This window comes from Cryobacterium sp. RTC2.1, assembly GCF_035018685.1.
GTDB classification, from domain to species: domain Bacteria; phylum Actinomycetota; class Actinomycetes; order Actinomycetales; family Microbacteriaceae; genus Cryobacterium; species Cryobacterium glucosi.
In genome coordinates, this window is the sequence record NZ_JASJXJ010000004.1 from 12948 (window position 1) to 37372 (window position 24425).

Sequence of the window (24425 nt, forward strand, 5' to 3'; positions counted from 1 at the left end):
TTCTCACAACGGCCCCGGCGTCGCTCGGTTTCCTCCGGTGTCGGAGGAAAGGTTGTCGGCCAGAGAGAAGTTTAAGTTTTTGTTAATCTTCTTAACCGTTGTGGAAACTGTGGATAACTCTGTGGATGCGGCTCATTCACTGGGAACTACAAACATGTAACTTGTGGGCAGCCTGTGAGCGTTAATCGTCCCCCGGTTCAGGGCGAGCCTTGCCACCAGCGGAGTTTGCACAAGCTGGACGGTAGTTTCCACAAATTCAGACAAGTTGTTCGACGAGTTTCCACAGGGTTATCCACAACTGTGAAAACTGAGGGATTCTGCGGCTTATTTGTAGCGGTGGTCCTGTTTGATGCGGTTGGTGAGCTCCGTGACCTGGTTGTAGATCGAGCGGCGTTCCTTCATGAGTTCGCTGATCTTCTTGTTCGCGTACATCACCGTCGTATGGTCCCGGTTGCCGAACAGCTGGCCGATCTTCGGGAGGGAGAGATTGGTGAGCTCGCGGCAGAGGTACATCGCGATCTGTCGAGCCGTGGCAACGGCTTGGGAGCGTGAGGAGCCATAGAGGTCCTCGACGGTGAGCTTGAAGTAGTCCGCCGTGTTGGTGATGATGTCGACCGGCGCGATGACGTTGTCTTCGTCGAGGGTGATCAGGTCCTTGAGCACCGTCTGGACGAGGTCCATGTCGACGGGCGTTCGGTTGAGGCTCGCGAAGGCCGTGACCCTGATCAGGGTTCCCTCGAGCTCGCGGATGTTGGATGAGACCTTGGACGCCATGAATTCGAGGATGTCGTGGGGAACCTGGAGCTTCTCGCTCTGGGCCTTCTTGCGCAGGATGGCGATGCGGGTCTCGAGGTCGGGGGCCTGGACATCCGTGATGAGGCCCCACTCGAAACGGGACCTCATGCGGTCTTCGAAACCGGTCAGGGCCTTCGGCGGCAGGTCGCTCGTGATGACGACCTGCTTGTTGTGGTCGTGCAGGGTGTTGAAGGTGTGGAAGAACGCCTCTTGGGTCTCCGCCTTGCCCTGCAGGAACTGGATGTCGTCGATCATCAGGATGTCGATATTGCGATACCGGGACTGGAATGCCGAGCCGCGGTTGTTGGCGATCGAGTTGATGAAGTCGTTGGTGAACTCTTCTGAACTGACATAACGCACTCGGATGCCGGGATAGAGGCTCATGGCGTAGTGGCCGATGGCGTGGAGCAGGTGGGTCTTTCCCAATCCGGAGGAGCCGTAGACGAAGAGGGGGTTGTACGCCTTGGCCGGTGCCTCGGCAACGGCGACGGCGGCGGCGTGCGCGAACCGGTTCGACTGCCCGATCACGAAGTTGTCGAAGCTGTACTTGGAATTGAGCCGGGTGTCGTGCGGGCTCTCGACGGGCGGCGCGCTCTCGAAAACCGATTGGGGCGTCGCGGGTGTCTCGACGTCCCTGGGCAGTGCGGACTCCTGGACCGGACGGAGCGACTCCTGCTCGAGTTCGGGATTGACGACGACGTAGAAGGTCGAGACCGCGCTCGCCTCGGACAGTTGACCCATCGCGGCGAGCAGCGGCACCCGCATCCGCTGGTTCAGCATGCTCGCGGTGAACTCGTTCGGTACTTCGAGATAGAACGTGCCGGCCGCGATGCCCTTGGGTTCGACCAGGTTCAGGAAGCCGTAGAGCATCGGGGTGATGGTGTCATCCGATTCGAGGCTGGTGAGCACTGCCCGCCAGGTGTCCGCGATCGGTTGTTCTTCGGCTGCCATTGTTCCCTCTGTCGATACTGTCTGGTGAAACGCTGTGTGTTGAAACTGCGTGTCGGTACTGTCGATGATTTCTTGAATGCACCCGGAACTGCCGGAAGAGTCGACACCAGTGTGGGCCGAATCGACGGCCTCAGCAAAAGCATCCACAAGGTTATCCACCGCCTGTGCGCAATTCGGGCTGTGTTTTACAGGCATTGCGGGCTGCCTGTGGATAACTTGTCCTCACGGTAGTCAATGTCTGCCGCGGCGGCCAACTCTGTTGTGGATTCGGTACGTGTCGTTGACCGGAAACCGAGAAAACATCTGCAGAATCTGCCGTTTACCGCCGTCGGGTTTGACCAGCACCGATTGAGGCCGTAGTTTTAATCAGTTGACCCCAGCCCGCGGGCTACCTCACTCTTTCCCGGCCGTTCTACATTTTTTGGCCTGCGGAGATTCAATACGTGGAGACCACACAATGAGCAAGAGAACTTTCCAGCCGAACAACCGTCGTCGCGCCAAGGTGCACGGCTTCCGTCTTCGCATGCGTACCCGTGCCGGCCGCGCGATCCTCGGTGCCCGCCGTCGCAAGGGTCGCACCGAGCTTTCCGCCTAAGCACTCACGTGCTCGCGGGGACCAATCGCATCACGAGCGGCAACGACTACAAGATGGTCGTTCGCCGTGGCGTGCGTGTTGTTGGTCCGCATTTCGTGACGTACCTGCGTGACAATTCCGAGGGCTTACCCCCTCGGTTTGGTTTCATCGTCGCCAAAAACGTGGGGAACGCCGTCCGGCGCAACCGAATGCGACGTCGCCTGAAGGCGGCGTGCTTCGGTCTGCTCCCTACGGTGAACCCGGGCACGGATGTCGTCATTCGCGCACTTCCTGCGGCGCACGAAGTGGAGTGGCCGGTTTTGCAGGCCGAAGTCAGCCAGGCCCTCCTGAGTTTCCAGCGCCGAATTGCGGCGGGCATGACCGGATCCGGCCATCGCCGGCCGGAACGACTGCCCTCCCGATGAGTAGCCCGCGATGGTCGACCTCGTGAAGACGGTGTTGGCGTGGGTCCTTCTGCTCCCACGCAATCTGGGGGTTGTGCTCCTGCGCGTCTACCGCGCGGTGATCTCACCGCTGTATGGCGACGTTTGCAGGTACTATCCCTCTTGTTCGGCGTACGCACTCGGCGCCGTTCAGGAACATGGCCTTGTAATCGGGTCCGGTCTGGCTGCACGCCGGCTGGCCCGGTGTCATCCGTGGGCCGAAGGCGGAGTCGATGACGTTCCGCTGAAGCGCAAGCGTCGCTACGCCGTGACGTCGTTTGGATTTGTAGTCCCAGTGAGCCACGGAAAGGGCTGACCCAAAGTATGGACCTCCTAGGTACGATTCTCTGGCCTTTGAAATGGGCTGTCGAGCTCCTGCTCGTCGCCTTCCACTGGTTGTTCACGACCGTTGGCCTCGGCTACAACGATGGCATCACCTGGGTGCTCGCGATCGTGGGACTCGTGCTCGTCGTGCGCGCCGCGCTCATCCCCATCTTTGTACGGCAGATTCGCAGCCAGCGCAAGATGCTCGAGGTCGCTCCCCAGCTCAAGAAGATCCAGGACAAGTACAAGGGTAAGAAGGACCAGTTCTCCCGCGAGGCAATGTCCCGCGAGACCATGGAACTGTACAAGCGCACGGGCACGAACCCGCTGAGCTCGTGCCTTCCCCTCCTGCTGCAGATGCCGATCTTCTTCGCGCTCTTCTCCGTCCTCAACGACGCGCAGCACGCCAAGGCCGGCGTCGGTCCGCTCAACTCCCAGCTTGCGGAGAGCTTCGGGAGTGCGACCTTGTTCGGGGTTGCACCGCTGCACGAATCGTTCTCCACGCAGTGGGCGCTGCTCGTGGCCGGCAGCCCGTACAACCTCGCCGTGATGCTCATCGCGGCCACCATGGTCGTCCTGATGACTGCTTCGCAGTTCATCACGCAGCTGCAGATCGTCTCCAAGAACATGTCGCCGGAAACCAAGGCGAGCCCGATGTTCAAGCAGCAGCGCATGATGTTGTATTTACTCCCGCTCGTCTTCGCCTTCTCCGGTATCGCCTTCCCGCTCGGCGTCATGTTCTACTGGCTGACCTCGAACATCTGGACCATGGCCCAGCAGTTCCTGGTCATCCGCAACATGCCGACACCGGGCAGTGAAGCGGCCAAGGCCCGCGAGGAGCGTCTCGCGCGCAAGGGAAAGCTCATCGCGAAGGATGGCGACATCATCGTGGTCGAAGAGCCGAAGAAGCAGCAGCCGCAGCGTCAGCAGCCCGTCGGCAAGTCCCGCGCCAAGAAGCAGACCGGCCCGAAGAAATAGACTGGTCCGAAGCGACTGAACAGGCCGAAGGGCCTGAACAGAACGACTGAGCAGAACACAGAAGAGACGGACATCGTGACTGAGAACACCGACGTGATCGCCGCGGATTCCCCCGCGGAAGACGACTCCCCCACCCTCGATCAGCTCGAGAAGGAGGGCGACGTCGCCGCGGACTACATCGAGGAATTCCTCGACATCTGCGACCTCGACGGGGACATCGACATCGATGCCCGCAACGGCCGCGCCTACGTGTCGGTCAATTCGACGGATGCCGGAAGCCTGCGCCTGCTCTCCCGCCCGGACACCGTGAACGCCCTGCAGGAACTGACCCGCCTCGCGGTGCAGAACAAGACCGGGTCGTTCTCCCGGTTGATCCTCGACATCGGCGGCTCCCGTGAGGCCCGCCAGGCGGAGCTCGGCGTCCTCGTGACCCGGGCGATCGAGCGCATCGCCGCAGGCGCGACGGAAGCCTCCCTGCCGCCGATGTCGTCCTATGAGCGCAAGCTCGTGCACGACCTCGTCTCCGAGCACGGTTACGTGTCGGAGTCGACGGGCGAAGGCCGCGACCGTCACACGGTCATCACCGCGGCGTAGTTTCACGTGGAACCCGTGAACGACACGCTCGAGATCGAACCGGTCGTCACGGCCGGGCTCTTCGGGGACCGCATCGACGTCGCACGGGCCTTCGCGGCCAACCTCGCGACGCAGGGCGAGGAGCGCGGCCTGATCGGCCCGCTCGAGTTGCCCCGGCTCTGGAGCCGGCACATCCTGAACTGTGCGATCATGGCCCCGCTGCTCCGGCCCGGACTGGTCGGCGACGTCGGGTCCGGCGCCGGACTGCCCGGACTCGTGCTCGCGATCATTCGGCCCGACGTCGACTTCGTGCTGATCGAACCGATGGAGCGCCGGGTGGCTTGGCTGACCGAGCAGGTTGCGGAGCTCGGTTTGACCAACACGACCGTGACGCGCGCCCGTGCTGAGGACCTGCACCTTCCGCATCCGCTCGACCAGGTCACCGCGCGCGCAGTAAGCGCTTTCCGAACACTGATTCCCCTGACGGCGCCGCTCCTCAGGGCAGGGGGCGAGCTCGTGCTCATGAAGGGCGCTGGTGCGCAGGGCGAAATTTCGGCGGCTGCGAAGGAGATTCGTCGCTTCCACCTCAGCAATGTCGAGGTGATCACCCTCGGTGAGGGCGTGCTGCAGGACGTGACGCGAGTCATAAGGGCTACAGTTGATTAGTCCCCGATTGGCGTTTCGCACACGCGAACACGGATCGTGCATCACCCTCGGATGGCTCTTCAACCGTCGAACGTAAAGGTTTCACGTGAAACAACCCGGCCAGGAACAGCACGACACCACGGCCGCACGCGGTTTTGACAGCAGCACTCCCCTCGCCAGGGAAATCACCGAGCTCACGCGCAGGCGTCAGGTGATCGCAGCGGAGAAGCTGCCCAAGCCCGAGCGCACCCGGATCATCACGGTGTCCAACCAGAAGGGCGGCGTTGGCAAGACCACGACCGCCGTGAACCTGGCAGCGGCCCTGGCCCGGCAGGGTGCCCGGGTACTTGTGATCGACCTCGATCCGCAGGGAAATGCCTCGACAGCGCTCGGCGTCGAACACCGCGCGGACACCCCGAGCGTCTATGACGTGATCATCAACGACGTAGAACTCGCCTCCGTTGTGCAGAGCAGCCCCGAATTCGGTTCGCTCTTCTGCGTACCGGCGACGATCCACCTCGCGGGAGCCGAGATCGAGCTCGTCTCCCTCGTCGCCCGCGAACAGCGGCTGAGTCGTGCCCTCACCGTGCACCTCTCCGCAATGACGGATCCCTACGACTATGTGTTCATCGACTGTCCCCCATCCCTCGGGCTCCTGACGATCAACGCCTTCGTCGCCGCGAAAGAGGTCCTCATCCCGATTCAGTGCGAGTACTACGCGCTCGAAGGCCTGAGCCAGCTGCTCAAGAACATCGAACTGATCGAGAAGCACCTGAACCCCGAACTCACGGTATCGACCATTCTGCTGACGATGTACGACAGCCGCACCAACCTGGCCAACCAGGTGGCGCAGGACGTGCGCGATCACTTCCCCGACCAGGTGTTGAGTACCCTCATTCCGCGCTCTGTGCGGGTTTCTGAGGCGCCGAGCTACGGTCAGAGCGTGATCAGTTACGACCTGAACTCGGCAGGATCGCTCTCCTACCTTGAAGCAGCAGCGGAAATCGCCAGACGCGGTGCCCCCCAGACAGGAGAACGACAGTAATGGCGAAGAGAACAGGCCTCGGCCGCGGTATCGGCGCCCTGATTCCGATTCAGGACGACCCGACCCTCGCCCGTCCCGTGGACGTGTTCTTCCCGTACTCCCCGGCGGCGAAGGCGAGCGCGGCAGCCGCACTCGCGGCGGCGGGTGACAAGGCCGGGATCGACGCTGTCGGACTCACCGCGGTGCCGGACTCGGGTGCTCCCGCAGAGGACGGCCTGGTCGAGGGCGGTTCTGCTGTCGTCGAGCCGGCGGATGCGGATGCGCCCGTCCTCGTACCGGTTCCCGGTGCCCGGCTCGCGCACCTCAATCCGTTCGATATCGTCCCGAATGCCGTGCAGCCCCGCAGCGTGTTCGACGAATCCGATCTTGCGGAACTCGTGCACAGCATTCGCGAGGTCGGTGTGCTGCAGCCGATCGTGGTGCGCCCCCTCCCCGATCAGCCCGGAAAATACGAACTCGTCATGGGCGAGCGTCGGTTGCGGGCGACCAAGGAAGCGGGCCTCGATTCCATCCCCGCCGTTGTCCGGGAGACCGCGGACATCGACATGCTCCGAGACGCACTGCTCGAGAACCTGCATCGTGCCCAGCTCAATCCGCTCGAAGAGGCGTCGGCGTACCAGCAGCTGCTTGCGGACTTTGGAATCACCCAGGACGAGCTCGCACAGCGAATTGGCCGGTCAAGGCCACAAATCACCAACACGATCCGTCTCCTGAAGCTTCCGGAAGCCGTCCAGGTACGGGTCGCCGCGGGTGTCCTGTCCGCCGGTCACGCCCGTGCGATCCTCTCCGTGGGCGATCCGGAAGGGATGCTTCGTCTCGCCGACAAGATCGTCAACGAGGACCTCTCTGTGCGGGCGGCGGAAGCCGCGGCGACGGCAGTGCCGAAGGCGCAGGCGCCTCGACCATCGGCAGGCAAACGCCAGGGTCACCTCGACGAGATCGCTTCACACCTTGGCGATCGCCTGGACACCCGGGTGAAGATCAACCTGGGCGCGCGTAAGGGACAGATCAATATCGATTTTGCCACGATCGGCGACCTGAACCGGATTCTTGCGGTTCTGGGAGAGCCCGGCTTCGGGTCGAATTAGATCCCTCGGTCGAACAGGCCTGCTCCCCTACGGTGTTTCACGTGAAACATCACGCACGCACACGCGTCAGGTGAGCCGATTCACTCGCGGGGTGCTTGGTACGAAATGACGCAATTGGCGCGCTTCATCACCGGGGCGCCTGGTCGACGCGACGTTCTGCGCATGTTTCACGTGAAACGGTGTCACGAGACGCGAACCCCAGGTATGTTTCACGTGAAACATAGCGTTAGACTCAAGCCATTCTCTATGTAACCGGTGTCTCAAGGGGCCACCGCCGTGCAGGGTGAATCACCAGCGTGCCTGTGGGGTGTGCAGAATGCAGCGCATGTTTCACGTGAAACGTGCTCTTGCGCGGATTTTCTGCCTCCCGTCATTTCTGGCGCGAGTGTTTCACGTGAAACGTTGTCAGGAAAGACGAGTGGGAACGCCGGTTCTGCGTGATCTCAGGTCTTCAGAAGGCATCCTAAGCCGATTCCGGCGCTCCGGGAATGTCCGATTCGCGCCCCAAAGGGGCTGATTTTCGGGAGAAATGGACGATCTTGTCGGATCGAAGTCAGTCGACGGTCGCGACCGCGGCTCGCGCGAGTGACTCGTAGACGTCGCCGAGCGTCGCACCCGACGCTTCGATGGACTGGGGGACCAGGGAGGTTTCCGTGAGCCCGGGGAGCACGTTGGCTTCGAGGAACCAGACAACGCCTTCTTCGTCGACGATCAGGTCGATCCGGGAGATGTGCCGGAGTCCGAGCAGCGTGTGAATATCGACAGCCGTCTGGGCGACGAGAGTGGCGATGTCCGCGGTGATGCGCGCTGGTGCGTAGAAGAGGGTCTCGCCGGCGTTGTAGCGGGCCTCGAAGCTGTAGACGCCGTTGACGGGCACGATCTCGACGGCGGGGAGGGCGACCGGACCGAGTCCGGAGTCGATGACAGTGACGGCGAGTTCGGTGCCGCGTACCTTTTCTTCGACGAGGGCCACCGAGTTGTAGGTGTAGGCCTCGACCATGGCCCGCGGAAGCTCGGCCGCGGTCTCGACGATGGTGACACCCTGCGCGGATCCACCCTGGGATGGCTTCACGACAAGGGGAGTGGGAAGTGCCGTCAGGAGATGCTCGAGAACGCTCGCCGCTCCGAGGTCCCGGAAGGTCTCTTTGGAGAGGGCAATCCAGTTCGGTGTCGCGAACCCGGCGCGTCGGACGAGTTCCTTGGCCGTGGGCTTCGTCCAGGCGAGGCTCGCCGGACCTCCGCGGGAGCCGACGTGGGGGATACCCGTCGTCTCCAGGAGCGAGAGGAGCGCGCCGTCTTCCCCGGTGGCTCCGTGCACGACCGGGAAGATGACATCGGGGGCCCGGGTGGTGAGGTCGAGCAGGAGTCCCGCCTGCGGGTCGAGGAGGGTGACCTTGTGGCCGAGGCCGGTGAGCGCGTCCGCGACCCGACGCCCCGAACGGAGCGAGATATCGCGCTCATGCGAGATTCCGCCGGCGAGAACGATGATCGCGAGGGGAGAAATATCGGTCATGATCAGGGATTCCTTGCTAATCGCTTGGGGGTGGTTCGTGGGCTAGGAGATGTCGGTCGGCAGCGGGTTGAAGCGACCGGGTGTGCGGAGCGGATCGAGCGAGCCGGTTCCGGCGAACGTTTCGAGAAGGTCGAGCTCATCGCGGACGACGGTCGCGAGGCGACGGACGCCGACCCGGATCTCGGCAGGGGTGGGATAGCAGAACGACAGGCGGATGTTCTGCTGGCCGTCGCCGTCGGCGAAGAAAGCGGTTCCCGGCGTGTACGCGACGAGCTCCTTGACGGCGCGCGGGAGCATAGCCTTGGAATTGAGTAGCTGCGGCAGGGTGACCCAGACATAGAATCCGCCATTGGGATTCGTCCAGGTGAGTTCGGGCAGGTACTCGTCCAGTGCATTCAGCAGGGCGTCCTTGCGCTCGTGGTACACGCCTCGGAAGGTGTTGATCTGGCCCTTCCAATCGGCAGTGGCCAGGTACTCCGAGATCACGAGTTGGCTGAACGAGCTCGGCGACAGAACGGCGGCCTCGTTCGCGAGCACCAGCTTTTCCCTGATCGCGTGGGGTGCGAGGGCCCAACCCACCCGGAAACCCGGAGCGAGGGTTTTGGAGAAGGTGCCGAGGTAGACGACGCCGTCCTGTTCGAGGGAGCGCATCGCATCCGGTGCCGGCTTGTCGAAGTAGAGCAGGCCGTACGGGTTGTCTTCGAGGACGAGGATGTTGTTGGCGCGGCAGATCTCGAGAATTTCGATACGCCGTTCCCAGCTCAGCGTGACCCCGGCCGGGTTGTGGAAGTTCGGGATCGTGTACAGGAACTTGATGGTCTTGCCTGCAACACGGAGCTGCTGGATGTGCTCACGCAGGGCTTCAGGGATGAGACCGTGTTCGTCCATGGGAACATGGTCGACCTCGGCCTGGTACGACTTGAAGATGACCATGGCAGTCACGTAACTCGGTCCCTCGGAGATCACAACGTCACCGGGATCGAGAAAGAGTTTGCTGACGAGTTCGAGGGCGTGCTGCGAGCCGGTGGTCACGACGACATCGTCGGCATGGGCGCGGATGCCTTCGAGGGCCATGACCTCGAGGATCTGTTCGCGGAGAGCGGGTACTCCCTGGCCGGAGCCGTATTGCAGGGCGACGGGACCCTGCTCACGCATGACCCGCTCCATGGCGTTGACCACGAGGTCCGGGGGCAGCGCTGCCACGAACGGCATTCCCCCGGCCAGTGAGACGACCTCGGGGCGGGAGGCGACGGCGAAGAGGGCCCGCACCTCGGAGGCCCGCAGCCCGGCGGCTCGCTCGGCGTAGTGGTGGTACCACGGGTCGAGGTTGTTACCGGCCTGGGAAGAGCCCTGTGCAGTCACGTCACATCCGTTCTGGTGAGGGTTCAATCGTAGGCCCACCCGGATACGACGAAGCCCGCCCGACGGTGCCGGGCGGGCTTCGTTCATCTCTACGTCCGGTGTTTCACGTGAAACCGACCGAAGCGGGGAGAGGGCCTCTAGGCCAGGTATGCGGCCAGGTCGGAAACGAGGACGACCTTCGGCTTGGCGCCGATGACGGTCTTGACGACCTCGCCCTTCTGGAACACTTTCATGGCCGGGATCGACGTGATCTGGTATTTCGCGGCGAGGGCGGGGAAGTCGTCGACGTTGAGCTTGACGATGTCGAGCTTGTCGGCGTGCTCTGCGGCGATCTGGTCCAGGATGGGGCTGACGGCGCGGCAGGGGCCACACCATTCCGCCCAGAAGTCCACGAGGACGGTCTTCTCGTTGTTGATGACTTCCTGGTCGAAAGTCGCGTCGGTAACGGCGCGTGCGGACATGTGTGCTCCTTAGTTGGTGGCTGTTGCGAATGTGGAGTCGCCGGCGCTGGCCAGCAGTTCCGCGGGGAGGGAAGCGAGGTAGTGCTCCGCGTCGAGCGCAGCCACGGTGCCGGAGGCGGCCGCGGTCACGGCCTGGCGGTAGTGCGGGTCGATGACGTCGCCGGCGGCGAAGACGCCCGCCTGGCTGGTCAGGGAGGATCGTCCAGCGACGGCGATCGTGCCGTCCGTCGTGAGATCGAGCTGCTTGTGGACGAGGTGGGTGCGCGGGTCATTGCCGATGGCGACGAAGACCCCTCCGACGGGAAGGATGCTTTCGGCGCCGGAAACCGTGTCGCGCAGAACCAGGCCGTCGACGGCATCCGTGCCCGTGATGCCGGAGACCGTCGAGTTCCAGACGAACTCGATCTTCGGGTTGGCGAAGGCGCGATCCTGCATGATCTTGGAGGCGCGCAGGGTGTCCTTGCGGTGCACAACGTAGACCTTGCTCGCGAACCGGGTGAGGAAGGTGGCTTCCTCCATGGCGGAGTCGCCGCCGCCGATCACGGCAATCTCCTTCTCTTTGAAGAAGAAGCCGTCGCAGGTCGCACACCAGGAGACGCCGCGCCCCGAGAGGCGCTCTTCGTCTTCGAGACCGAGCTTGCGGTAGGCGGAACCGGTCGCGAAGATCACGGTCAGGGCCTCGTGGGTCTCGCCGGAACCGAGCGTGACGGTCTTGACCGCGCCGGTGAGGTCGAGTTCGGTGACGTCGTCGTAGACGACCTCGGTGCCGAAGCGTTCGGCCTGCTCCTGCATCTTCTGCATGAGGTCGGGGCCCTGGACACCCTCGGGGAAGCCGGGGAAGTTCTCGACCTCGGTCGTGTTCATCAGCTCGCCGCCTGCCTCGACCGAGCTCGCGATGAGGAGCGGTTTGAGGTTGGCGCGCGCGGCGTAAATGGCGGCCGTGAATCCGGCAGGGCCGGAGCCGATGATGATGATCTGACGCACGCGTAGACTCCTTCGCAGTGGGGGCAGGGCAGGTGTGGCTGCCTCGCTGCCGGGTACAACACATCCTAATCGGATGCTATTCCGCGCCTCCCAGCCGGGGGCCTGCGTTCACGGCCGGTTGCCAGTGTGCCCGGCCCGGGGACCACCTTGCTGGTGGCGTGCCGGACTAGTTCGTGCCGCGCGGGCGGAACCGGTTGATCAGCGGCACCAGGAAGACCCTGAGTTCATCGCTGCGCATGAGCAGCAGCATTCCGAAGTAGGCGAGCGACATCACGCCGCCGATGATGAGCATCGAAAGGATGGCCTCGAGCCGTCCGGAGACGGCGAAGCCGCCCTCGTGAGTGCCGCCGAGGAGCAGGAGGATTCCGAGGCCGATGATGAGGGGAAGAATCGCGGCGACCAGGTACCGGACGAGGCTCCGCAGGATACGACGGCCGTCGAGACCGCCCAGACGACGCCGCAACAAATGGCCGGCCAGGATCGTTTGCAGGATTCCGGAGACCGTCACGACGAGTGCGATGCCGACGGCGATCCAGGCCGGGGGCAGCAGCGAGCACGCGAGCACTCCGGTCACGACGAGGATGACCTGGAACAGGGTGAAGAAGAACGGGGTGCGGGTGTCGCCGAGCGCGTAGAACGTGCGTTGCAGGACGAAGAGCACGCAGAAGGCGACGAGGCCGAGAATGTAGGCGATGATGACGTTCCCGGTGCCCTGCACCTGCTCGAACTTCCCCTGGGTGAAAACCGCCGCGAACGGGTAGGCGCAGACCAGGATGACCGTCGACGCGAGCACGATCAGGAGTGACGTGCCTCGTATAGCCGACGAGGCATCCGTTCTGAGCTTCGCAACGTCACCGCGGGAGGCATGCTCGCTCATGCCGGTGAAGTAGGCGGTGGCCACGGAAACGGTGATGACCGAGTGCGGGAGCATGAAGATGAGCCAGGCTGTTGCGAGCACGGCGACGGACGCCTTGCCCGTGGCCTGGGTGACGACCTGGGTTTCGACGATCCCGGCGGCCGTGCTGAGCAGGAGCATGCCGAAGGTCCAGCTCGCGGTCTTGCCGGCGGCGCCGAGCCCGACCCCGCGGAAGTGGAAGTCGGGGCGGAAGTGAAGTCCGATCCGACGCCAGAAATAGAAGAGCACGACGGCCTGCGCGACGACGCCGAGCGTGGCGGTGCCGCCCAGCAGTGCGACCATGCCCGGGGTGAAGTCGCTCGCCGTGCGATCACCGTTGGGGTCGGCCCCGGCCACGAGGGCGAAGACGACGATTCCGGCCAGGGCAACCACGTTGTTGAGAACCGGAACCCAGGTGAACGGTCCGAACGACTTTCTCGCATTGAGCACTTCCCCCAGAACCGTGTACAGGCCGTAGAAGAAGATCTGCGGCATGCACCAATAAGCGAAGGCGATGGCGAGGTCCAACTGCGCTGGAGGCAGGTGCAGGCCGATGAAGGGCGTGATGACCGGGACCAGGAGTGTTGCGGCGAGCGTGGTGACCGCGAGGATGCTGAGCGCCAGGGTCAGCAGCTTGTTGATGTACGCGGTGCCGCCGTCGACGTGGAGTCCGGCCCTGACGATCTGGGGGACGAGGACCGCGGTGAGGACTCCGCCTGCGACGATCGTGTAGACGGTGTTCGGGAGCTGATTGGCGAGCGCGAACGCGTCGGCGCTCGTGCCGTACAGGCCGATCACGCCGGCGAGGACGATGACCTTCACGAATCCCAGGATGCGGGAGACGATCGTGCCCGAGGCGAGGAATGCGCTCGCGCGCCCGATGCTAGCCACGCGGCACGACCGGGGGATCGACGGGGGCATCGACAGGGGCGTCCACAGGGGCATCTGTCGCCTGCGCGACCGCAGTACGTTCCCGGCGGCGGCGCTGCACGTTTCTCCAGAGCCCGAATCCGAAGAAGAGCACGAGCAGGGCGGCGAAGATGAGCGAACCGAGGCCCTCCCAGTCCGCACGCACGTTGATCGGAATCTGACTGGGCTGGCCGACGACGGAACCGTCCGGGGAGAAGAGGGTGATCCGCAGCGTGACCGCACCATTCCCGACAGCGGCCGTCACGGGGACCTTGACGGTCCTGGCCGAGGACGCCTCGATCGTCGCCTCGATGACATCGCCGCCGACGATGAGTCGGCCGTTGGACGGGACGACCTGGACTTTCACCGTCACGGACTGCCCGAGGGCGTTGTCGAGGGTGATCGGGATGTCGACCTGACTGCCGACGACGTTGATCGGACCCTTCGTGGACACGCTGATCGAGGAGAGCAGTACAGAGGAGTCCGCGAGGCTCGAGTCGACGGCCTCGCTCCAGGCACCCGTATCCTGCGCCCAGCTCGTCGACAGCAGCGCGAGCGTCGTCAGTCGCTGGGTGGCGGTGATGGCGAGCGGTTTGGAGAGTGCCGTCGAGAACGCCGTCACCTCACCTTCACGGTGCAGCAGAGTGCGCGCCGTGAGGATGCGGGCATCGGACACCGCCTGGGACTGGAAGCTCACGTCCGTGGCCGGCGACGCCGCACGTTCGGCGGCCACGGTCGCCGGTGCACGCCAGCCCAGGCCCGAAAGGGCCGCGAGGGTTTCGCTCAACCGGACTCCACCCGGCACGGGGTCACGGTCGAACGTGGCGAGGAGTGTGCGCACGGTCGCGGGACGTTCGGCGGAGACCACCGCGATCTGGGAGCTCAGCTCGGCCATCGCCACCTGCCAGTCGCTATCCGTCGTCGCGGTGGCCGCCGTCCGGAGCGCTGCAGAGATGGGTTCGTCGGTGACCAGGGCGTTTCCATGCCCACCGGCCAGGACCACGTTCGCGTTGGGGGTCTCGGTGAGGTCAGACTGCGCGGTGTTTGCCCCGCCGAGGATGAGGCTCGAGAGGCCGCCCGCCGTGAAGACATCGAGGTCGGCGGCCGAGACCGTGCCCGTCAGCGGCCAGCCGATGTCCGTTGCCGTGTAATTCCAGGCCAGGAGTTGCTCGCTCGTGGGGACTGTGCCCGGAGTGATCACGGGTGCTGAGGTCGGGGGTGGAGTCGGAGTCGCGGTGTCGGTCGTCGTGTCGGTCGTCGTGTCGGTCAGGCCGGCAGGGGCGCTGCCGGTTGCCGTCGGAGTCGGGGTCGGTGTCGGAGTTGATGTTGATGGTGTCGGTGCCGGTGTCGGGGAGGTGAAATCCGAGGCGTTGATCGACTGGTCGAATGAGAGGGGAACCAGGAGGGTGCCGGCAGCGGCCTGGGCCTGAAGGGTGAGGTCGGCATCCGCATAGCCGAGCGGGAATATATCGTTCTTCGCCTGACCGAGGCGACCGAGCCAGGCCACGGCACTCGCCGGTGCCGTGTTGCCGAGGATACGGATCGACGCGATGATCATCGGATCGATCGCAATCGTCACGTCGCGGTTGATCACGCCGTCGAGCTGCCGGCTCAGCCTGCCGCCCGGCGCGGTGTAGGTTTCGAGTGATTTCGCCGGGATGAGACCCTCGGTCTGCTCCGGCACCGTGATCGGCATCACGACAGCGAGGGCCACCGGGGTGACGACCTCGTTGGAATACCAGACGAAGGTGCCCCGCCCCTGGGCGAGGACGGACCCGTCCTCGGTGATCGTGGCCGAGATGCCGCGGGCGCCCCACGCGTTGCCCGAGGTGAGGCCGACGTCCGCGGAGGGCACCGAGATGGCGACGGTCGCCGTTCCCGCTGGCGGGATGGCGGCCGGAAGTGCCGAACGCAGCATCAGGTCGCCGGGCTTGCCCGTCTTGGTGGGATGCAGCCAGGCGGTGAGTGCGCTGCGACTGGTCAGTGCCCGTTCGGCGAGGTAGAGCTCGATCGTGCCGGGGGTGATGGTTTCGGCGCTGCCGTTGGTGATCCTTACGGTGACCGCGAGGTCCTGACCTGACCGCAGGGGCGCCAGCGAGACGGGGGCGACCGTCACCGTGACCTGGTCCGTCGTCGCAGCATCCGCTGTCGGCGTCGGCGTCGGCGTCGGAGTCGCCGTCGCGGCGGCGGCCGCGCTGGTGGGCGCGCCGGGAATGAAGCCGGACGAAGCCAGGGGAAGCAGTCCGGCGAGGATGCCGATCAGGAGGGCGGAGACGGGGACCCTGAGGTGCGACCAGCGGCCGCTCGCCGCTGTCGGGTGCGCGGGCCGACGCGCAGTACTTGACTCGGCCACCATATAGGGGATTCTACGGCGTGCGCCCTGAGTAACCGGTCTGCGGCTCCCGCGCCGGCGACCAGGAACTAACATGGGGGGCATGCAGAGCGTCGCGACAGCCCTCACGCGGCTGGGCGACCTGGCTGCCACTCCTTCCGTATCCCGCCTGGCCCTGGCCTTCGAGGCTGCGGGCCACGAGCTTGCCCTCGTCGGCGGTCCGGTGCGCGACGCGTTCCTGGGCCGGACCCTGCACGACCTCGATTTCACGACGGATGCGACCCCGGAGCAGATCCTCGAGATCGTCACCCCGATCTCCGAGGCGCAGTGGGATATCGGCCGGGCCTTCGGGACCATCGGGGCGAAGGTCGCCGGCGAGACCGTGGAGATCACCACCTACCGGGCGGACAGCTACGACGGGGTGACCAGGAAGCCGGAGGTCGTATTCGGGCTGAGCCTGGAGGACGACCTTCTCCGCCGGGACTTCACGGTCAACGCGATGGCGTTGCGCCTTCCCGGGCTCACCCTGGTCGACCCGGCGAACGGCATCGGCGACCTCATGGCCGGGGTCCTGCGGACGCCGATCTCGCCGGAGATCTCCTTCGGCGACGACCCGCTGCGGATGATGCGTGCCGCCAGGTTCACCGCCCAACTCGGTTTCACCCTCGACCTCGACACCGCGATCGCGATGGACGCGATGGCGTCGAGCATCCGCAATATCTCGGCGGAACGGGTCTGCGAAGAGCTCTGCAAGCTGCTCCTCTCGGACAACCCGCACGGCGGCCTCGAGCTGCTGGTTGACTCCGGCCTGCTCGACATCGTCCTGCCGGAGATTCCGGCGCTGCGCCTCGAGGTCGACGAGCACCACCACCACAAGGACGTCTACCAGCACACCCTCACCGTGCTCGACCAGGCGATCGGCTACGAGAAGTCCCGGGAGAGCTTCCCGGGCGGACCGGACCTGATCGTGCGGCTCGCCGCCCTGTTCCACGACATCGGGAAGCCGGCGACCCGGAAGCTCGAGCCAGGCGGAATCGTGAGTTTCTACCACCACGACGTGGTGGGCGCCAAGCTCGCGAAGAAGCGCCTGCGTGCGCTGCGCTTCGACAACGACACGATCGCGGCCGTCTCCCGGCTGATCGAGCTCCACCTGCGCTTCTTCGGGTACACCGAGGGAGCCTGGACGGATTCGGCCGTGCGCCGCTATGTGCGCGACGCCGGCGACCAGCTCGAACGGCTGCACATCCTCACCAGGGCCGACGTGACCACCCGCAACCGGCGTAAGGCCGACCGGCTGGGCTTCGCATACGACGACCTCGAGCAGCGCATTCGCGAACTCGCCGAGCAGGAGGAGATGGCCGCAGTGCGGCCAGACCTCGACGGAGAGCAGATCATGGCGATCCTCGGCGTGAAACCGGGCAGGGAGGTCGGCGAGGCCTACCGTTTCCTCCTCGAACAGCGCCTCGACGACGGCCCCCTCGGTGTCGAGGAGGCAACGCGCCGCCTTCAGGCGTGGTGGGCGGGACACGGCCAGTAACCACTCCTCAACAGGGGCGGATGTGCGCACTTCTCCACAAGCGCTGCTTCCGGCTGCACGGTCCACGCGCGTCCCGGCATGCTCGGACTGACGTGAACACAGACGGCGTGGAGGGCGCCGCGGCGCTGTGGTGGCTTTTGGTCGCCTCATCGAGTAGTCTGGGCAGGTTGTCTGCGCGCCGGATTCCCGGCCTCCGCCTTCAGCACATGCACAACCCTCCTGTTGCAGAGATTCTGCAGCCGTTTAGTCCGAAGGAGGTGGGTTAGTCATGCATCAGTACGAGTTGATGGTTATCCTCGATCCCGAGATCGATGAGCGCACCGTAGCTCCCAGCCTTGACAAGTTCCTCAACGTTGTTCGCAACGATGGTGGAACGATTGACAAGGTTGACGTTTGGGGTCGCCGCCGTCTCGCTTACGAGATCAACAAGAAGTCCGAAGGCATCTACGCCGTCGTCGACTTCACCGCGAACGCTTCTGCCACGGCCGAGCTCGACCGCCAGCTGAAGCTGTCGGAAGCCGTCATGCGCACCAAGGTTCTCCGCGCAGAAGAAGGCATCGCCCAGGTTGCCGTCGCGAGCAAGCTCGCCGCCGAGAAGGCAGCCCGCAAGGCAGCCAACCCGAAGGTCATTGCCGCGAAGGCCGAAGCCGCAGCCGCCCCGACCGCCAAGGTCGCCGCGTCTGTCAAGCCCGCATCGGCTCCCGCCGCAGCAGCCGTCAAGGCCGCAGCCCCGGCAGCTCCTGCAGCCCCGGCAGCGGTCGCCACCCCGGCAGCAGTCGCCAAGCCCGCAGCGGTCGCCACACCGGCTCCCGCAGCAGCCGTCGACACCGCCGACAAGGCAAGCGACAAGTAGCCCATGGCCGGCGAGACCGTAATCACCGTGGTGGGCAACCTGACCAGCGATCCGGAACTGCGTTACACGCAGGGCGGGCTGGCGGTTGCCAACTTCACCATCGCATCCACTCCGCGCAATTTCGATCGCGCAGCCAACGAGTGGAAAGATGGCGACGCATTGTTCCTGCGCGCGAGCGTTTGGCGTGAATTCGCCGAGCACGTCGCCGGTTCACTGACCAAGGGTTCTCGTGTCGTCGCTACTGGGCGGCTCAAGCAGCGTTCCTATGAAACGAAGGAAGGCGAGAAGCGCACAAGCTTCGAGCTCGAAATCGACGATATCGGTCCTTCGCTCAAGTACGCCACTGCTTCGCTCACTCGCGCTGCATCGTCCTCCTCCCCGCGCGGCGGTAACTCCGCAGCGGCCGGGAACGACGAGCCCTGGGCAGCCACTCCTCCCGCCGCCGTGAACACCGGTGGCGACGTGTGGAACACCCCGGGCAACTTCAGCGACGAGACACCCTTCTAGCCGATCGCGGCGCTCCGGCGCCGTCAGGCTGAAACGCACTTCTTAAGAAAGTAAGGAAATCATGGCTGGAAAGTCGAGCGGCGACCGCCGCAAGCCGCTCCGCGGAGCTAAGGGTGGCAAGAATGCCGCTCCCGCGAAGTCGATCCGGGTTGGTGTCATCGATTACAAAGATGTCCCCACCCTGCGCAAGTTCATCTCCGAGCGTGGAAAGATCCGCGCCCGTCGTATCACCGGTGTCTCCGTCCAGGAACAGCGCCTCATCGCCCGTGCCGTCAAGAACGCCCGCGAAATGGCGTTGTTGCCCTACGCCGGCTCAGGCAGGTAGGTAGCCAAATGTCGAAAATCATTCTGACGCACGAGGTCTCCGGCCTCGGTGCACCCGGCGACATCGTCGAGGTCAAGAACGGGTTCGCCCGTAACTACCTCTTCCCGCAGGGCTGGGCCGTTTCCTGGACCCGCGGAGGCGAGAAGCAGATCGAACAGATCAAGGCTGCTCGTGTCGCCCGTGAGCACGCCACGCTCGAAGAGGCCCAGGCCCTGAAGGCAACCATCGAGAACACCAAGGTCCGTCTGGTCGTCAAGGCCGGAACGGGCGGACGCCTCTTCGGCTCCGTCAAGACCACGGATGTTGCCGAAGCCGTCGCCGCTGCAGGCCTCGGTGCCATCGACAAGCGCAAGATCGAGCTCAGCCCGATCAAGTCCGTCGGCGAGCACCAGGCAACGGTTCGTCTTCGCGACGAACTGAGCGCCACCATCACCCTCGTGGTGGTTGCTGCCAAGTAAGCAGTCACACTGCCGGCCTAGCGGCGGACTCCCACCGGAGTCCGCCGCTAGGCTCGTTTAAGGCTCCAGCCACCCCTTTCGAGGGTGATTTCAGTTGATGAATCCCCACATTTGTACACAGGATTTCTTCTGGGCACCAACGTTCAAGGTGTACTTGAACCAGCTTTTTACCCACAGCTGTGAATAGAATTTATGCCTGATCAAAGTGCATTAAATTTTCAAAGAAGATTAGTTGTCCACAGCCGAGTCCACAGGTTGTGCACAAGCCTCGCGGCGTTTCGCCCTCATTCTGCACAGTGTTATCCACAGGGTGGTTTGTTTCCAGCGGAAACCGGTCCGTATGGTGGGCACGCGGCCGGATTTCGAGGTGTGCCGGAATCGTCCGATGGTGTCGGCGGTCCCTGATAGAACATCACCACGGACAGAGGAGGCACGGTTGTCGATCGCACACCTGGGTCTGGCGGACAAACGCGGTACCGATCTGCGCAACGGCACAGAGACCCGGCACACCGAACGAACGCTCCCCCACGATCTCCTGGCCGAACAGAGCGCGCTCGGCGGCATGATGCTCAGCAAGGACGCCGTCGCAGACGTCGTCGAGACCGTTCGCGCCGCGGACTTCTACATCCCGAAGCACGAGCTGATCTTCGATGCGATCCTGTCGCTCTATGCGCAGGGTGAGCCGACGGACGTCATCGCCGTCACCGACGAACTCACCAAACTCGGCGAACTCTCCCGAGCCGGCGGCGCAGACTACCTGCACACGCTCACGAGCCTCGTCCCGACCGCCGCCAACGCGGGCTTCTACTCCTCCATCGTCGCCGAGCGGGCCCTGCTGCGCCGCCTCGTCGAGGCCGGGACCCGCATCGCCCAGATGGGGTACTCGGGCGAAGGCGAGGTGCTCGACCTCGTCAACAACGCCCAGGCCGAGATCTACGCCGTCACCGGCAGCACAGAGACCGAAGACTACGTGCCGCTCACCGACGCCGTGACGGCGGCAATCGACGAGATTGAAGCCGCCAAAGGCAAAGACGGCCAGATGACCGGCGTGCCGACCGGCTTCGCGGACATGGACGAGCTCACCAACGGTTTCCACCCCGGCCAGCTCATCATCGTCGCGGCACGTCCTGCCCTCGGAAAGTCGACGCTCGCGCTCGACTTCGCGCGCTCGGCCTCGATCAAGCACGACATGCCGAGCATCTTCTTCTCCCTCGAAATGGGCCGCAGCGAAATCGCGATGCGCCTGCTCTCTGCCGAGGCATCCGTGCCCCTGCAGAGCATGCGCAAGGGCACGGTCGACGCGCGCGACTGGACAACCATCGCGGCCACCCGCGGACGCATCAACGACGCCCCGCTCTACATCGACGACAGCCCCAACATGACCCTCGTCGAGATCAGGGCCAAGTGCCGCAGGCTCAAGCAGCGCGTCGGACTCAAAATGGTCATCATCGACTACCTGCAGCTGATGACATCGGGCAAGAAGGTCGAGTCCCGACAGCAGGAGGTCAGCGAGTTCTCCCGAGCTCTCAAGCTCATGGCCAAGGAACTGCAGGTGCCCGTGATCGCCCTCTCCCAGCTCAACCGTGGACCGGAACAGCGTGCGGACAAGATGCCGGCCATCTCCGACCTCCGGGAGTCCGGTTCGCTCGAGCAGGACGCCGACATGGTCATCCTGCTGCACCGCGAGAGCGCATATGAAAAGGACAACCCCCGCGCCGGCGAAGCCGACCTGATCGTCGCCAAGCACCGCAACGGTCCGACGCGAACCGTCACCGTCGCCTTCCACGGCCACTATTCGCGCTTCGCCGATCTCGCGCCCGGTTCGTAGATTCCGCGTTAAAACGACCCCCTCTTCCCCGGTACGCTAGCGGGAGGGCGGTAAAACCGCGCAAGCTTTCGGGTTGTCCGGATTTGCTCGTGGCTGGCCGCCGCGAAGGAGATACCCGCGTGAAGGTTGGCATTGGGCGAGAGCGCATCGAGGGAGAGCGGCGTGTCGCCGCGACACCGGAGACTGTGCAGCAACTACGGGGCCTCGGTGTCGATGTCCTGATCGAGGCCGGCGCCGGCATCGCTGCAGGATTCTCCGATCGCTCATACACGGATGCCGGTGCCACCGTCGTCCCCGAGCTCGCGCTCGATGACCTCGACGTCTACTGCCACGTGCGACCGCTCACCCCCTCGATCGCCGCCAGGCTCCACTCCGGCCTCGTCACGGTCGGACTCGCGGCCCCCGCAAACGAACTCCCGACCGTCACGGCCCTGGCCGCGGCCGGCGTCACCGCCTTCGCCCTCGAACTCGTGCCGCGCATCAGCCGCGCCCAGTCGATGGACGCCCTGACCTCGCAGGCCCTCGTCGCCGGCTACCGGGTCGTCCTCGAGGCGGCCATCCGCTTCCCGCGGTTCTTCCCGATGTACATGACTGCCGCGGGCACCATCCCGCCCGCGCGCGTCCTCGTCCTCGGCGCCGGCGTCGCGGGCTTGCAGGCGATCGCGACGGCCAAGCGCCTCGGCGCGCGCGTCTCCGCGTACGACGTGCGCCCCGCATCCGCCAACGAGGTCACCTCGATGGGCGGAACCTTCGTGACGCTCGACCTGGATGCCGTCGAGGGCGCGGGCGGGTACGCCCGCGAGCTCAGCGAAGACCGCGCCGTCCGCCAGCGCGAGCTCCTCGCCCCCCACGTCGCCGCGGCGGATGTCCTCATCACCACGGCCGCGATCCCCGGCCGCCCTGCACCCCTGCTCGTGACGCACGACATGGTCACCGGCATGCGGCCCGGCTCCGTCATCGTCGACCTCGCCGCCGAAACCGGCGGAAACGTCGAAGGCGTCGTCGCCGGCGTCGACACCCTCGTTCCGGTCGCGAGCGGGGACGGAACCGTCAGCCTCGTCGGGATGAAGGACGCGGCATCCACGATGCCCGCTGACGCCTCACGCCTGTACGCCAAGAACGTCGCGAACCTGCTCGCTCTCATGACGAGCGAGGGCACGGTCGCCCCCGATTTCACCGACGAGGTCATCGCCGGCGCATGCCTCACCCACTCGGGCGAAGTGACGCACGAACCGACCAAGGCCGCCCTCGCGGCCCAGGCCGCGCTGCAAGGAGAAGACTGATGGATCCGATCACCCTGTTGACCGTGGTGGTGCTGGCGGTGTTCGTCGGCTTTGAAGTGGTCTCGAAGGTCTCGAGCACCCTGCACACCCCGCTGATGAGCGGCGCGAACGCCATTCACGGCATCATCCTGATCGGCGCGATCACCGTCGCCGGCCAGACGACCACTATCTGGCTGCTGGTCGTGGCCCTGCTCGCCGTGCTCCTCGCGACAGCGAACCTCGTCGGCGGCTTCGTCGTCACCGACCGGATGCTCAAAATGTTCGCCCCCCGCAAACCGGCCGGCACCGACGCGAAGGACACCGCCAAATGAGCCTGCTCAGCCCCGAATGGACCGGGCTCCTCTACCTGGTCTCCGCCGGCTGCTTCATCCTCGCCCTCCGCGGGCTGTCCTCGCCCAAGACCGCACGGCGCGGCAACCTGATCGGCGCCGCCGGAGCGCTCCTCGCCGTCATCACCGTGTTCTTCTCGGTCCGGATGGACAACATCCCCGCCATCATCGTGGCCATCGCCGTCGGTTCGGCCATCGCCGCCCCGATCTCCCGCCGCGTGCAGATGACGCAGATGCCCCAGCTCGTCGCCCTCTTCAACGGCGTCGGCGGCGGCGCAGCCGCCCTGGTGGCCATGCTCGAGCTCGGTGAAAGCGCCAATGGCTGGACCAGGGTCGCCGTCGTCTTCACGATGCTCGTCGGCGCGGTGTCCTTCGCCGGCTCCGCCGTCACTGTCGGCAAGCTCCAGGGCCTGATCAGCTCCCGCCCGCTCGTGTTCCCCGGGCTGGCCTGGGTCATGGGCGGCATCGTCCTCCTGGCGCTCGTCACCGGCGGCTTCGTCGTCGGGACCGGTGCCGCCGGCTGGGCGGTCGTGCTGCTCGTTCTCGGCCTCGTCGTCGGCGCCCTGCTCGTGCTGCCGGTCGGCGGCGCGGACGTGCCCATCGTCATCTCCCTGCTGAACGCATTCACCGGGCTCGCCGTCGCGGCCTCCGGCATCGTGATCGGCAACCTCCTGCTCGTCGTCGCCGGCACCCTCGTCGGTGCAAGCGGCACGATCCTCACCCGCGCGATGGCCGCAGCAATGGGCCGCGGAGTCAGCGGCATCATGTTCGGCGCCTTCAAGGGCGGCTCGACCGCGGGCTCGACCACGCAGAGCGACCGTCCTGTCCGGTCCTCCAGCCCCGAAGACGTCGCCGTGCTGCTCAACTACGCCCAGCGGGTCGTCATCGTTCCCGGCTACGGCCTTGCCGTCGCCCAGGGCCAGCACACGATCGCCGAACTCGCAACGACCCTGCAGGCCAGGGGCGTCGAGGTCGTCTTCGCGATCCACCCGGTCGCCGGGCGGATGCCGGGGCACATGAACGTGCTCCTCGCCGAGGCGAACGTTCCGTACGAGTCGCTCAAGGAAATGGCCGAGGTCAACCCCGAGTTCAAGAACACCGACGTCGCCCTCGTCGTCGGCGCGAACGACGTGGTCAACCCCGCGGCCAAGACTTCGCCCGGCTCGCCGATCTACGGGATGCCGATTCTCGACGTCGGCGACGCCCGCCAGGTCGTCTTCCTCAAGCGCTCGATGCGCCCCGGCTTCGCGGGCATCGAGAACGAGTTGCTCTACGACCCGAAGACGACGCTTTTGTTCGGCGACGCCAAGGATTCCCTCACCAAGATCCTCGGCGCGGTCAACGCGCTCTAGGCTCTGTCACCGAGCGGATGCTCCGAGCCGGCCCGCGTAGACTTGGCCAGTCTCGCTACCCGACAACGAGCATCCGCTACC

General features: G+C 65.1%; 23 protein-coding genes and 1 pseudogene. 17 read left to right on the forward strand and 7 right to left on the reverse strand.

Annotated features, from left to right (window positions below; translation table 11 throughout):
• Positions 1-324: 324 nt before the first annotated feature.
• On the reverse strand, positions 325-1746 hold the full coding sequence (gene dnaA / locus QN357_RS01110; RefSeq protein ID WP_134448558.1) for a chromosomal replication initiator protein DnaA: 1422 nt from the start codon (positions 1744-1746) through the stop codon (positions 325-327).
• Positions 1747-2203: 457 nt separating this feature from the next.
• On the opposite strand from dnaA, the gene rpmH reads away from it, so the two are divergent.
• The 8 genes from rpmH (at position 2204) to QN357_RS01150 (ending at position 7416) form a co-directional block, all read left to right on the forward strand.
• Positions 2204-2341 carry a 50S ribosomal protein L34 gene (gene rpmH / locus QN357_RS01115; RefSeq protein ID WP_010204566.1) on the forward strand — a complete coding sequence of 46 codons (138 nt, stop codon included), beginning with the start codon at positions 2204-2206 and terminating at the stop codon, positions 2339-2341.
• An 8-nt stretch (positions 2342-2349) separates the two neighbouring features.
• Complete coding sequence (gene rnpA / locus QN357_RS01120) at positions 2350-2745, forward strand: ribonuclease P protein component (RefSeq protein WP_322189024.1); 396 nt, start codon at positions 2350-2352, stop codon at positions 2743-2745.
• 22 nt (positions 2746-2767) lie between these two features.
• Positions 2768-3079, forward strand: coding sequence for a membrane protein insertion efficiency factor YidD (gene yidD, locus QN357_RS01125; protein WP_134448656.1), 312 nt, complete (start codon positions 2768-2770; stop codon positions 3077-3079).
• An 8-nt stretch (positions 3080-3087) separates the two neighbouring features.
• Positions 3088-4065 carry a membrane protein insertase YidC gene (gene yidC / locus QN357_RS01130; RefSeq protein WP_134448555.1) on the forward strand — a complete coding sequence of 326 codons (978 nt, stop codon included), beginning with the start codon at positions 3088-3090 and terminating at the stop codon, positions 4063-4065.
• A 75-nt stretch (positions 4066-4140) separates the two neighbouring features.
• A complete protein-coding gene (locus QN357_RS01135) occupies positions 4141-4659 on the forward strand; it encodes a protein jag (protein ID WP_134558121.1) in 519 nt (172 codons plus the stop codon).
• A gap of 6 nt (positions 4660-4665) precedes the next feature.
• Positions 4666-5304 (forward strand): 16S rRNA (guanine(527)-N(7))-methyltransferase RsmG, encoded by a 639-nt coding sequence (rsmG, locus tag QN357_RS01140; protein WP_241975188.1) that lies wholly within the window; start codon positions 4666-4668, stop codon positions 5302-5304.
• An 85-nt stretch (positions 5305-5389) separates the two neighbouring features.
• Positions 5390-6328 carry a ParA family protein gene (locus tag QN357_RS01145; protein WP_134560982.1) on the forward strand — a complete coding sequence of 313 codons (939 nt, stop codon included), beginning with the start codon at positions 5390-5392 and terminating at the stop codon, positions 6326-6328.
• A complete protein-coding gene (locus tag QN357_RS01150) occupies positions 6328-7416 on the forward strand; it encodes a ParB/RepB/Spo0J family partition protein (RefSeq protein WP_134448551.1) in 1089 nt (362 codons plus the stop codon). The genes QN357_RS01145 and QN357_RS01150 overlap by 1 nt, the downstream gene beginning before the upstream one ends.
• Positions 7417-7969: 553 nt before the next feature.
• On the opposite strand, the gene QN357_RS01155 is transcribed toward QN357_RS01150, so the two are convergent.
• From QN357_RS01155 to QN357_RS01180, 6 genes are all read right to left on the reverse strand, one after another.
• Positions 7970-8929 (reverse strand): D-alanine--D-alanine ligase, encoded by a 960-nt coding sequence (locus tag QN357_RS01155; protein ID WP_322136865.1) that lies wholly within the window; start codon positions 8927-8929, stop codon positions 7970-7972.
• A 42-nt stretch (positions 8930-8971) separates the two neighbouring features.
• The gene (locus QN357_RS01160; protein ID WP_134448547.1) at positions 8972-10291 is read right to left on the reverse strand and encodes a PLP-dependent aminotransferase family protein; all 1320 of its coding nucleotides are present in this window, start codon (positions 10289-10291) and stop codon (positions 8972-8974) included.
• Between the two features lie 137 nt (positions 10292-10428).
• Positions 10429-10752 carry a thioredoxin gene (trxA, locus tag QN357_RS01165; protein WP_134448545.1) on the reverse strand — a complete coding sequence of 108 codons (324 nt, stop codon included), beginning with the start codon at positions 10750-10752 and terminating at the stop codon, positions 10429-10431.
• A gap of 9 nt (positions 10753-10761) precedes the next feature.
• Positions 10762-11736 carry a thioredoxin-disulfide reductase gene (gene trxB, locus QN357_RS01170; RefSeq protein ID WP_134558124.1) on the reverse strand — a complete coding sequence of 325 codons (975 nt, stop codon included), beginning with the start codon at positions 11734-11736 and terminating at the stop codon, positions 10762-10764.
• 166 nt (positions 11737-11902) lie between these two features.
• The gene (gene murJ / locus QN357_RS01175) at positions 11903-13522 is read right to left on the reverse strand and encodes a murein biosynthesis integral membrane protein MurJ (RefSeq protein WP_134448541.1); all 1620 of its coding nucleotides are present in this window, start codon (positions 13520-13522) and stop codon (positions 11903-11905) included.
• Complete coding sequence (locus tag QN357_RS01180) at positions 13515-15896, reverse strand: DUF6049 family protein (protein WP_323504292.1); 2382 nt, start codon at positions 15894-15896, stop codon at positions 13515-13517. Before QN357_RS01180 ends, murJ begins: the two co-directional genes overlap by 8 nt.
• Before the next feature lie 79 nt (positions 15897-15975).
• Between QN357_RS01180 and QN357_RS01185 the strand changes: the two genes are divergently transcribed.
• The 9 genes and pseudogenes from QN357_RS01185 (at position 15976) to QN357_RS01225 (ending at position 24344) form a co-directional block, all read left to right on the forward strand.
• Positions 15976-17409, forward strand: a complete 1434-nt coding sequence (locus QN357_RS01185) for a CCA tRNA nucleotidyltransferase (protein WP_134558159.1) — start codon at positions 15976-15978, stop codon at positions 17407-17409.
• Between the two features lie 268 nt (positions 17410-17677).
• Positions 17678-18046, forward strand: a pseudogene (gene rpsF, locus QN357_RS01190) (30S ribosomal protein S6); the annotation flags it as partial.
• Between the two features lie 219 nt (positions 18047-18265).
• Positions 18266-18769: a single-stranded DNA-binding protein gene (locus tag QN357_RS01195; protein ID WP_134448535.1), complete on the forward strand. Its 504-nt coding sequence runs from the start codon at positions 18266-18268 to the stop codon at positions 18767-18769.
• A gap of 61 nt (positions 18770-18830) precedes the next feature.
• Complete coding sequence (gene rpsR, locus QN357_RS01200) at positions 18831-19094, forward strand: 30S ribosomal protein S18 (RefSeq protein ID WP_035835236.1); 264 nt, start codon at positions 18831-18833, stop codon at positions 19092-19094.
• Between the two features lie 8 nt (positions 19095-19102).
• Positions 19103-19552 (forward strand): 50S ribosomal protein L9, encoded by a 450-nt coding sequence (gene rplI / locus QN357_RS01205; RefSeq protein WP_134448533.1) that lies wholly within the window; start codon positions 19103-19105, stop codon positions 19550-19552.
• A 436-nt stretch (positions 19553-19988) separates the two neighbouring features.
• Complete coding sequence (gene dnaB, locus QN357_RS01210; RefSeq protein ID WP_134448531.1) at positions 19989-21380, forward strand: replicative DNA helicase; 1392 nt, start codon at positions 19989-19991, stop codon at positions 21378-21380.
• A 119-nt stretch (positions 21381-21499) separates the two neighbouring features.
• A complete protein-coding gene (locus QN357_RS01215; protein ID WP_322189031.1) occupies positions 21500-22663 on the forward strand; it encodes a Re/Si-specific NAD(P)(+) transhydrogenase subunit alpha in 1164 nt (387 codons plus the stop codon).
• Positions 22663-22974 (forward strand): NAD(P) transhydrogenase subunit alpha, encoded by a 312-nt coding sequence (locus tag QN357_RS01220; protein WP_134448527.1) that lies wholly within the window; start codon positions 22663-22665, stop codon positions 22972-22974. Before QN357_RS01215 ends, QN357_RS01220 begins: the two co-directional genes overlap by 1 nt.
• Entirely contained in the window at positions 22971-24344 is a 1374-nt protein-coding gene (locus tag QN357_RS01225) for an NAD(P)(+) transhydrogenase (Re/Si-specific) subunit beta (RefSeq protein ID WP_323504293.1), read from the forward strand. Before QN357_RS01220 ends, QN357_RS01225 begins: the two co-directional genes overlap by 4 nt.
• Positions 24345-24425: the final 81 nt, after the last annotated feature.

Excerpts from the sequence above, each read along its gene's own strand:
- dnaA (WP_134448558.1), bottom strand. The coding sequence starts at position 1,746 with ATGGCAGCCGAAGAACAACCGATCGCGGACACCTGGCGGGCAGTGCTC.
- QN357_RS01225 (WP_323504293.1), top strand. The coding sequence starts at position 22,971 with ATGAGCCTGCTCAGCCCCGAATGGACCGGGCTCCTCTACCTGGTCTCC.
- rpsR (WP_035835236.1), top strand. The coding sequence starts at position 18,831 with ATGGCTGGAAAGTCGAGCGGCGACCGCCGCAAGCCGCTCCGCGGAGCT.
- QN357_RS01185 (WP_134558159.1), top strand. The coding sequence starts at position 15,976 with ATGCAGAGCGTCGCGACAGCCCTCACGCGGCTGGGCGACCTGGCTGCC.
- yidC (WP_134448555.1), top strand. The coding sequence starts at position 3,088 with ATGGACCTCCTAGGTACGATTCTCTGGCCTTTGAAATGGGCTGTCGAG.
- QN357_RS01155 (WP_322136865.1), bottom strand. The coding sequence starts at position 8,929 with ATGACCGATATTTCTCCCCTCGCGATCATCGTTCTCGCCGGCGGAATC.
- QN357_RS01195 (WP_134448535.1), top strand. The coding sequence starts at position 18,266 with ATGGCCGGCGAGACCGTAATCACCGTGGTGGGCAACCTGACCAGCGAT.
- trxA (WP_134448545.1), bottom strand. The coding sequence starts at position 10,752 with ATGTCCGCACGCGCCGTTACCGACGCGACTTTCGACCAGGAAGTCATC.
- rplI (WP_134448533.1), top strand. The coding sequence starts at position 19,103 with ATGTCGAAAATCATTCTGACGCACGAGGTCTCCGGCCTCGGTGCACCC.
- QN357_RS01150 (WP_134448551.1), top strand. The coding sequence starts at position 6,328 with ATGGCGAAGAGAACAGGCCTCGGCCGCGGTATCGGCGCCCTGATTCCG.
- QN357_RS01180 (WP_323504292.1), bottom strand. The coding sequence starts at position 15,896 with ATGGTGGCCGAGTCAAGTACTGCGCGTCGGCCCGCGCACCCGACAGCG.
- rpmH (WP_010204566.1), top strand. The coding sequence starts at position 2,204 with ATGAGCAAGAGAACTTTCCAGCCGAACAACCGTCGTCGCGCCAAGGTG.
- QN357_RS01220 (WP_134448527.1), top strand. The coding sequence starts at position 22,663 with ATGGATCCGATCACCCTGTTGACCGTGGTGGTGCTGGCGGTGTTCGTC.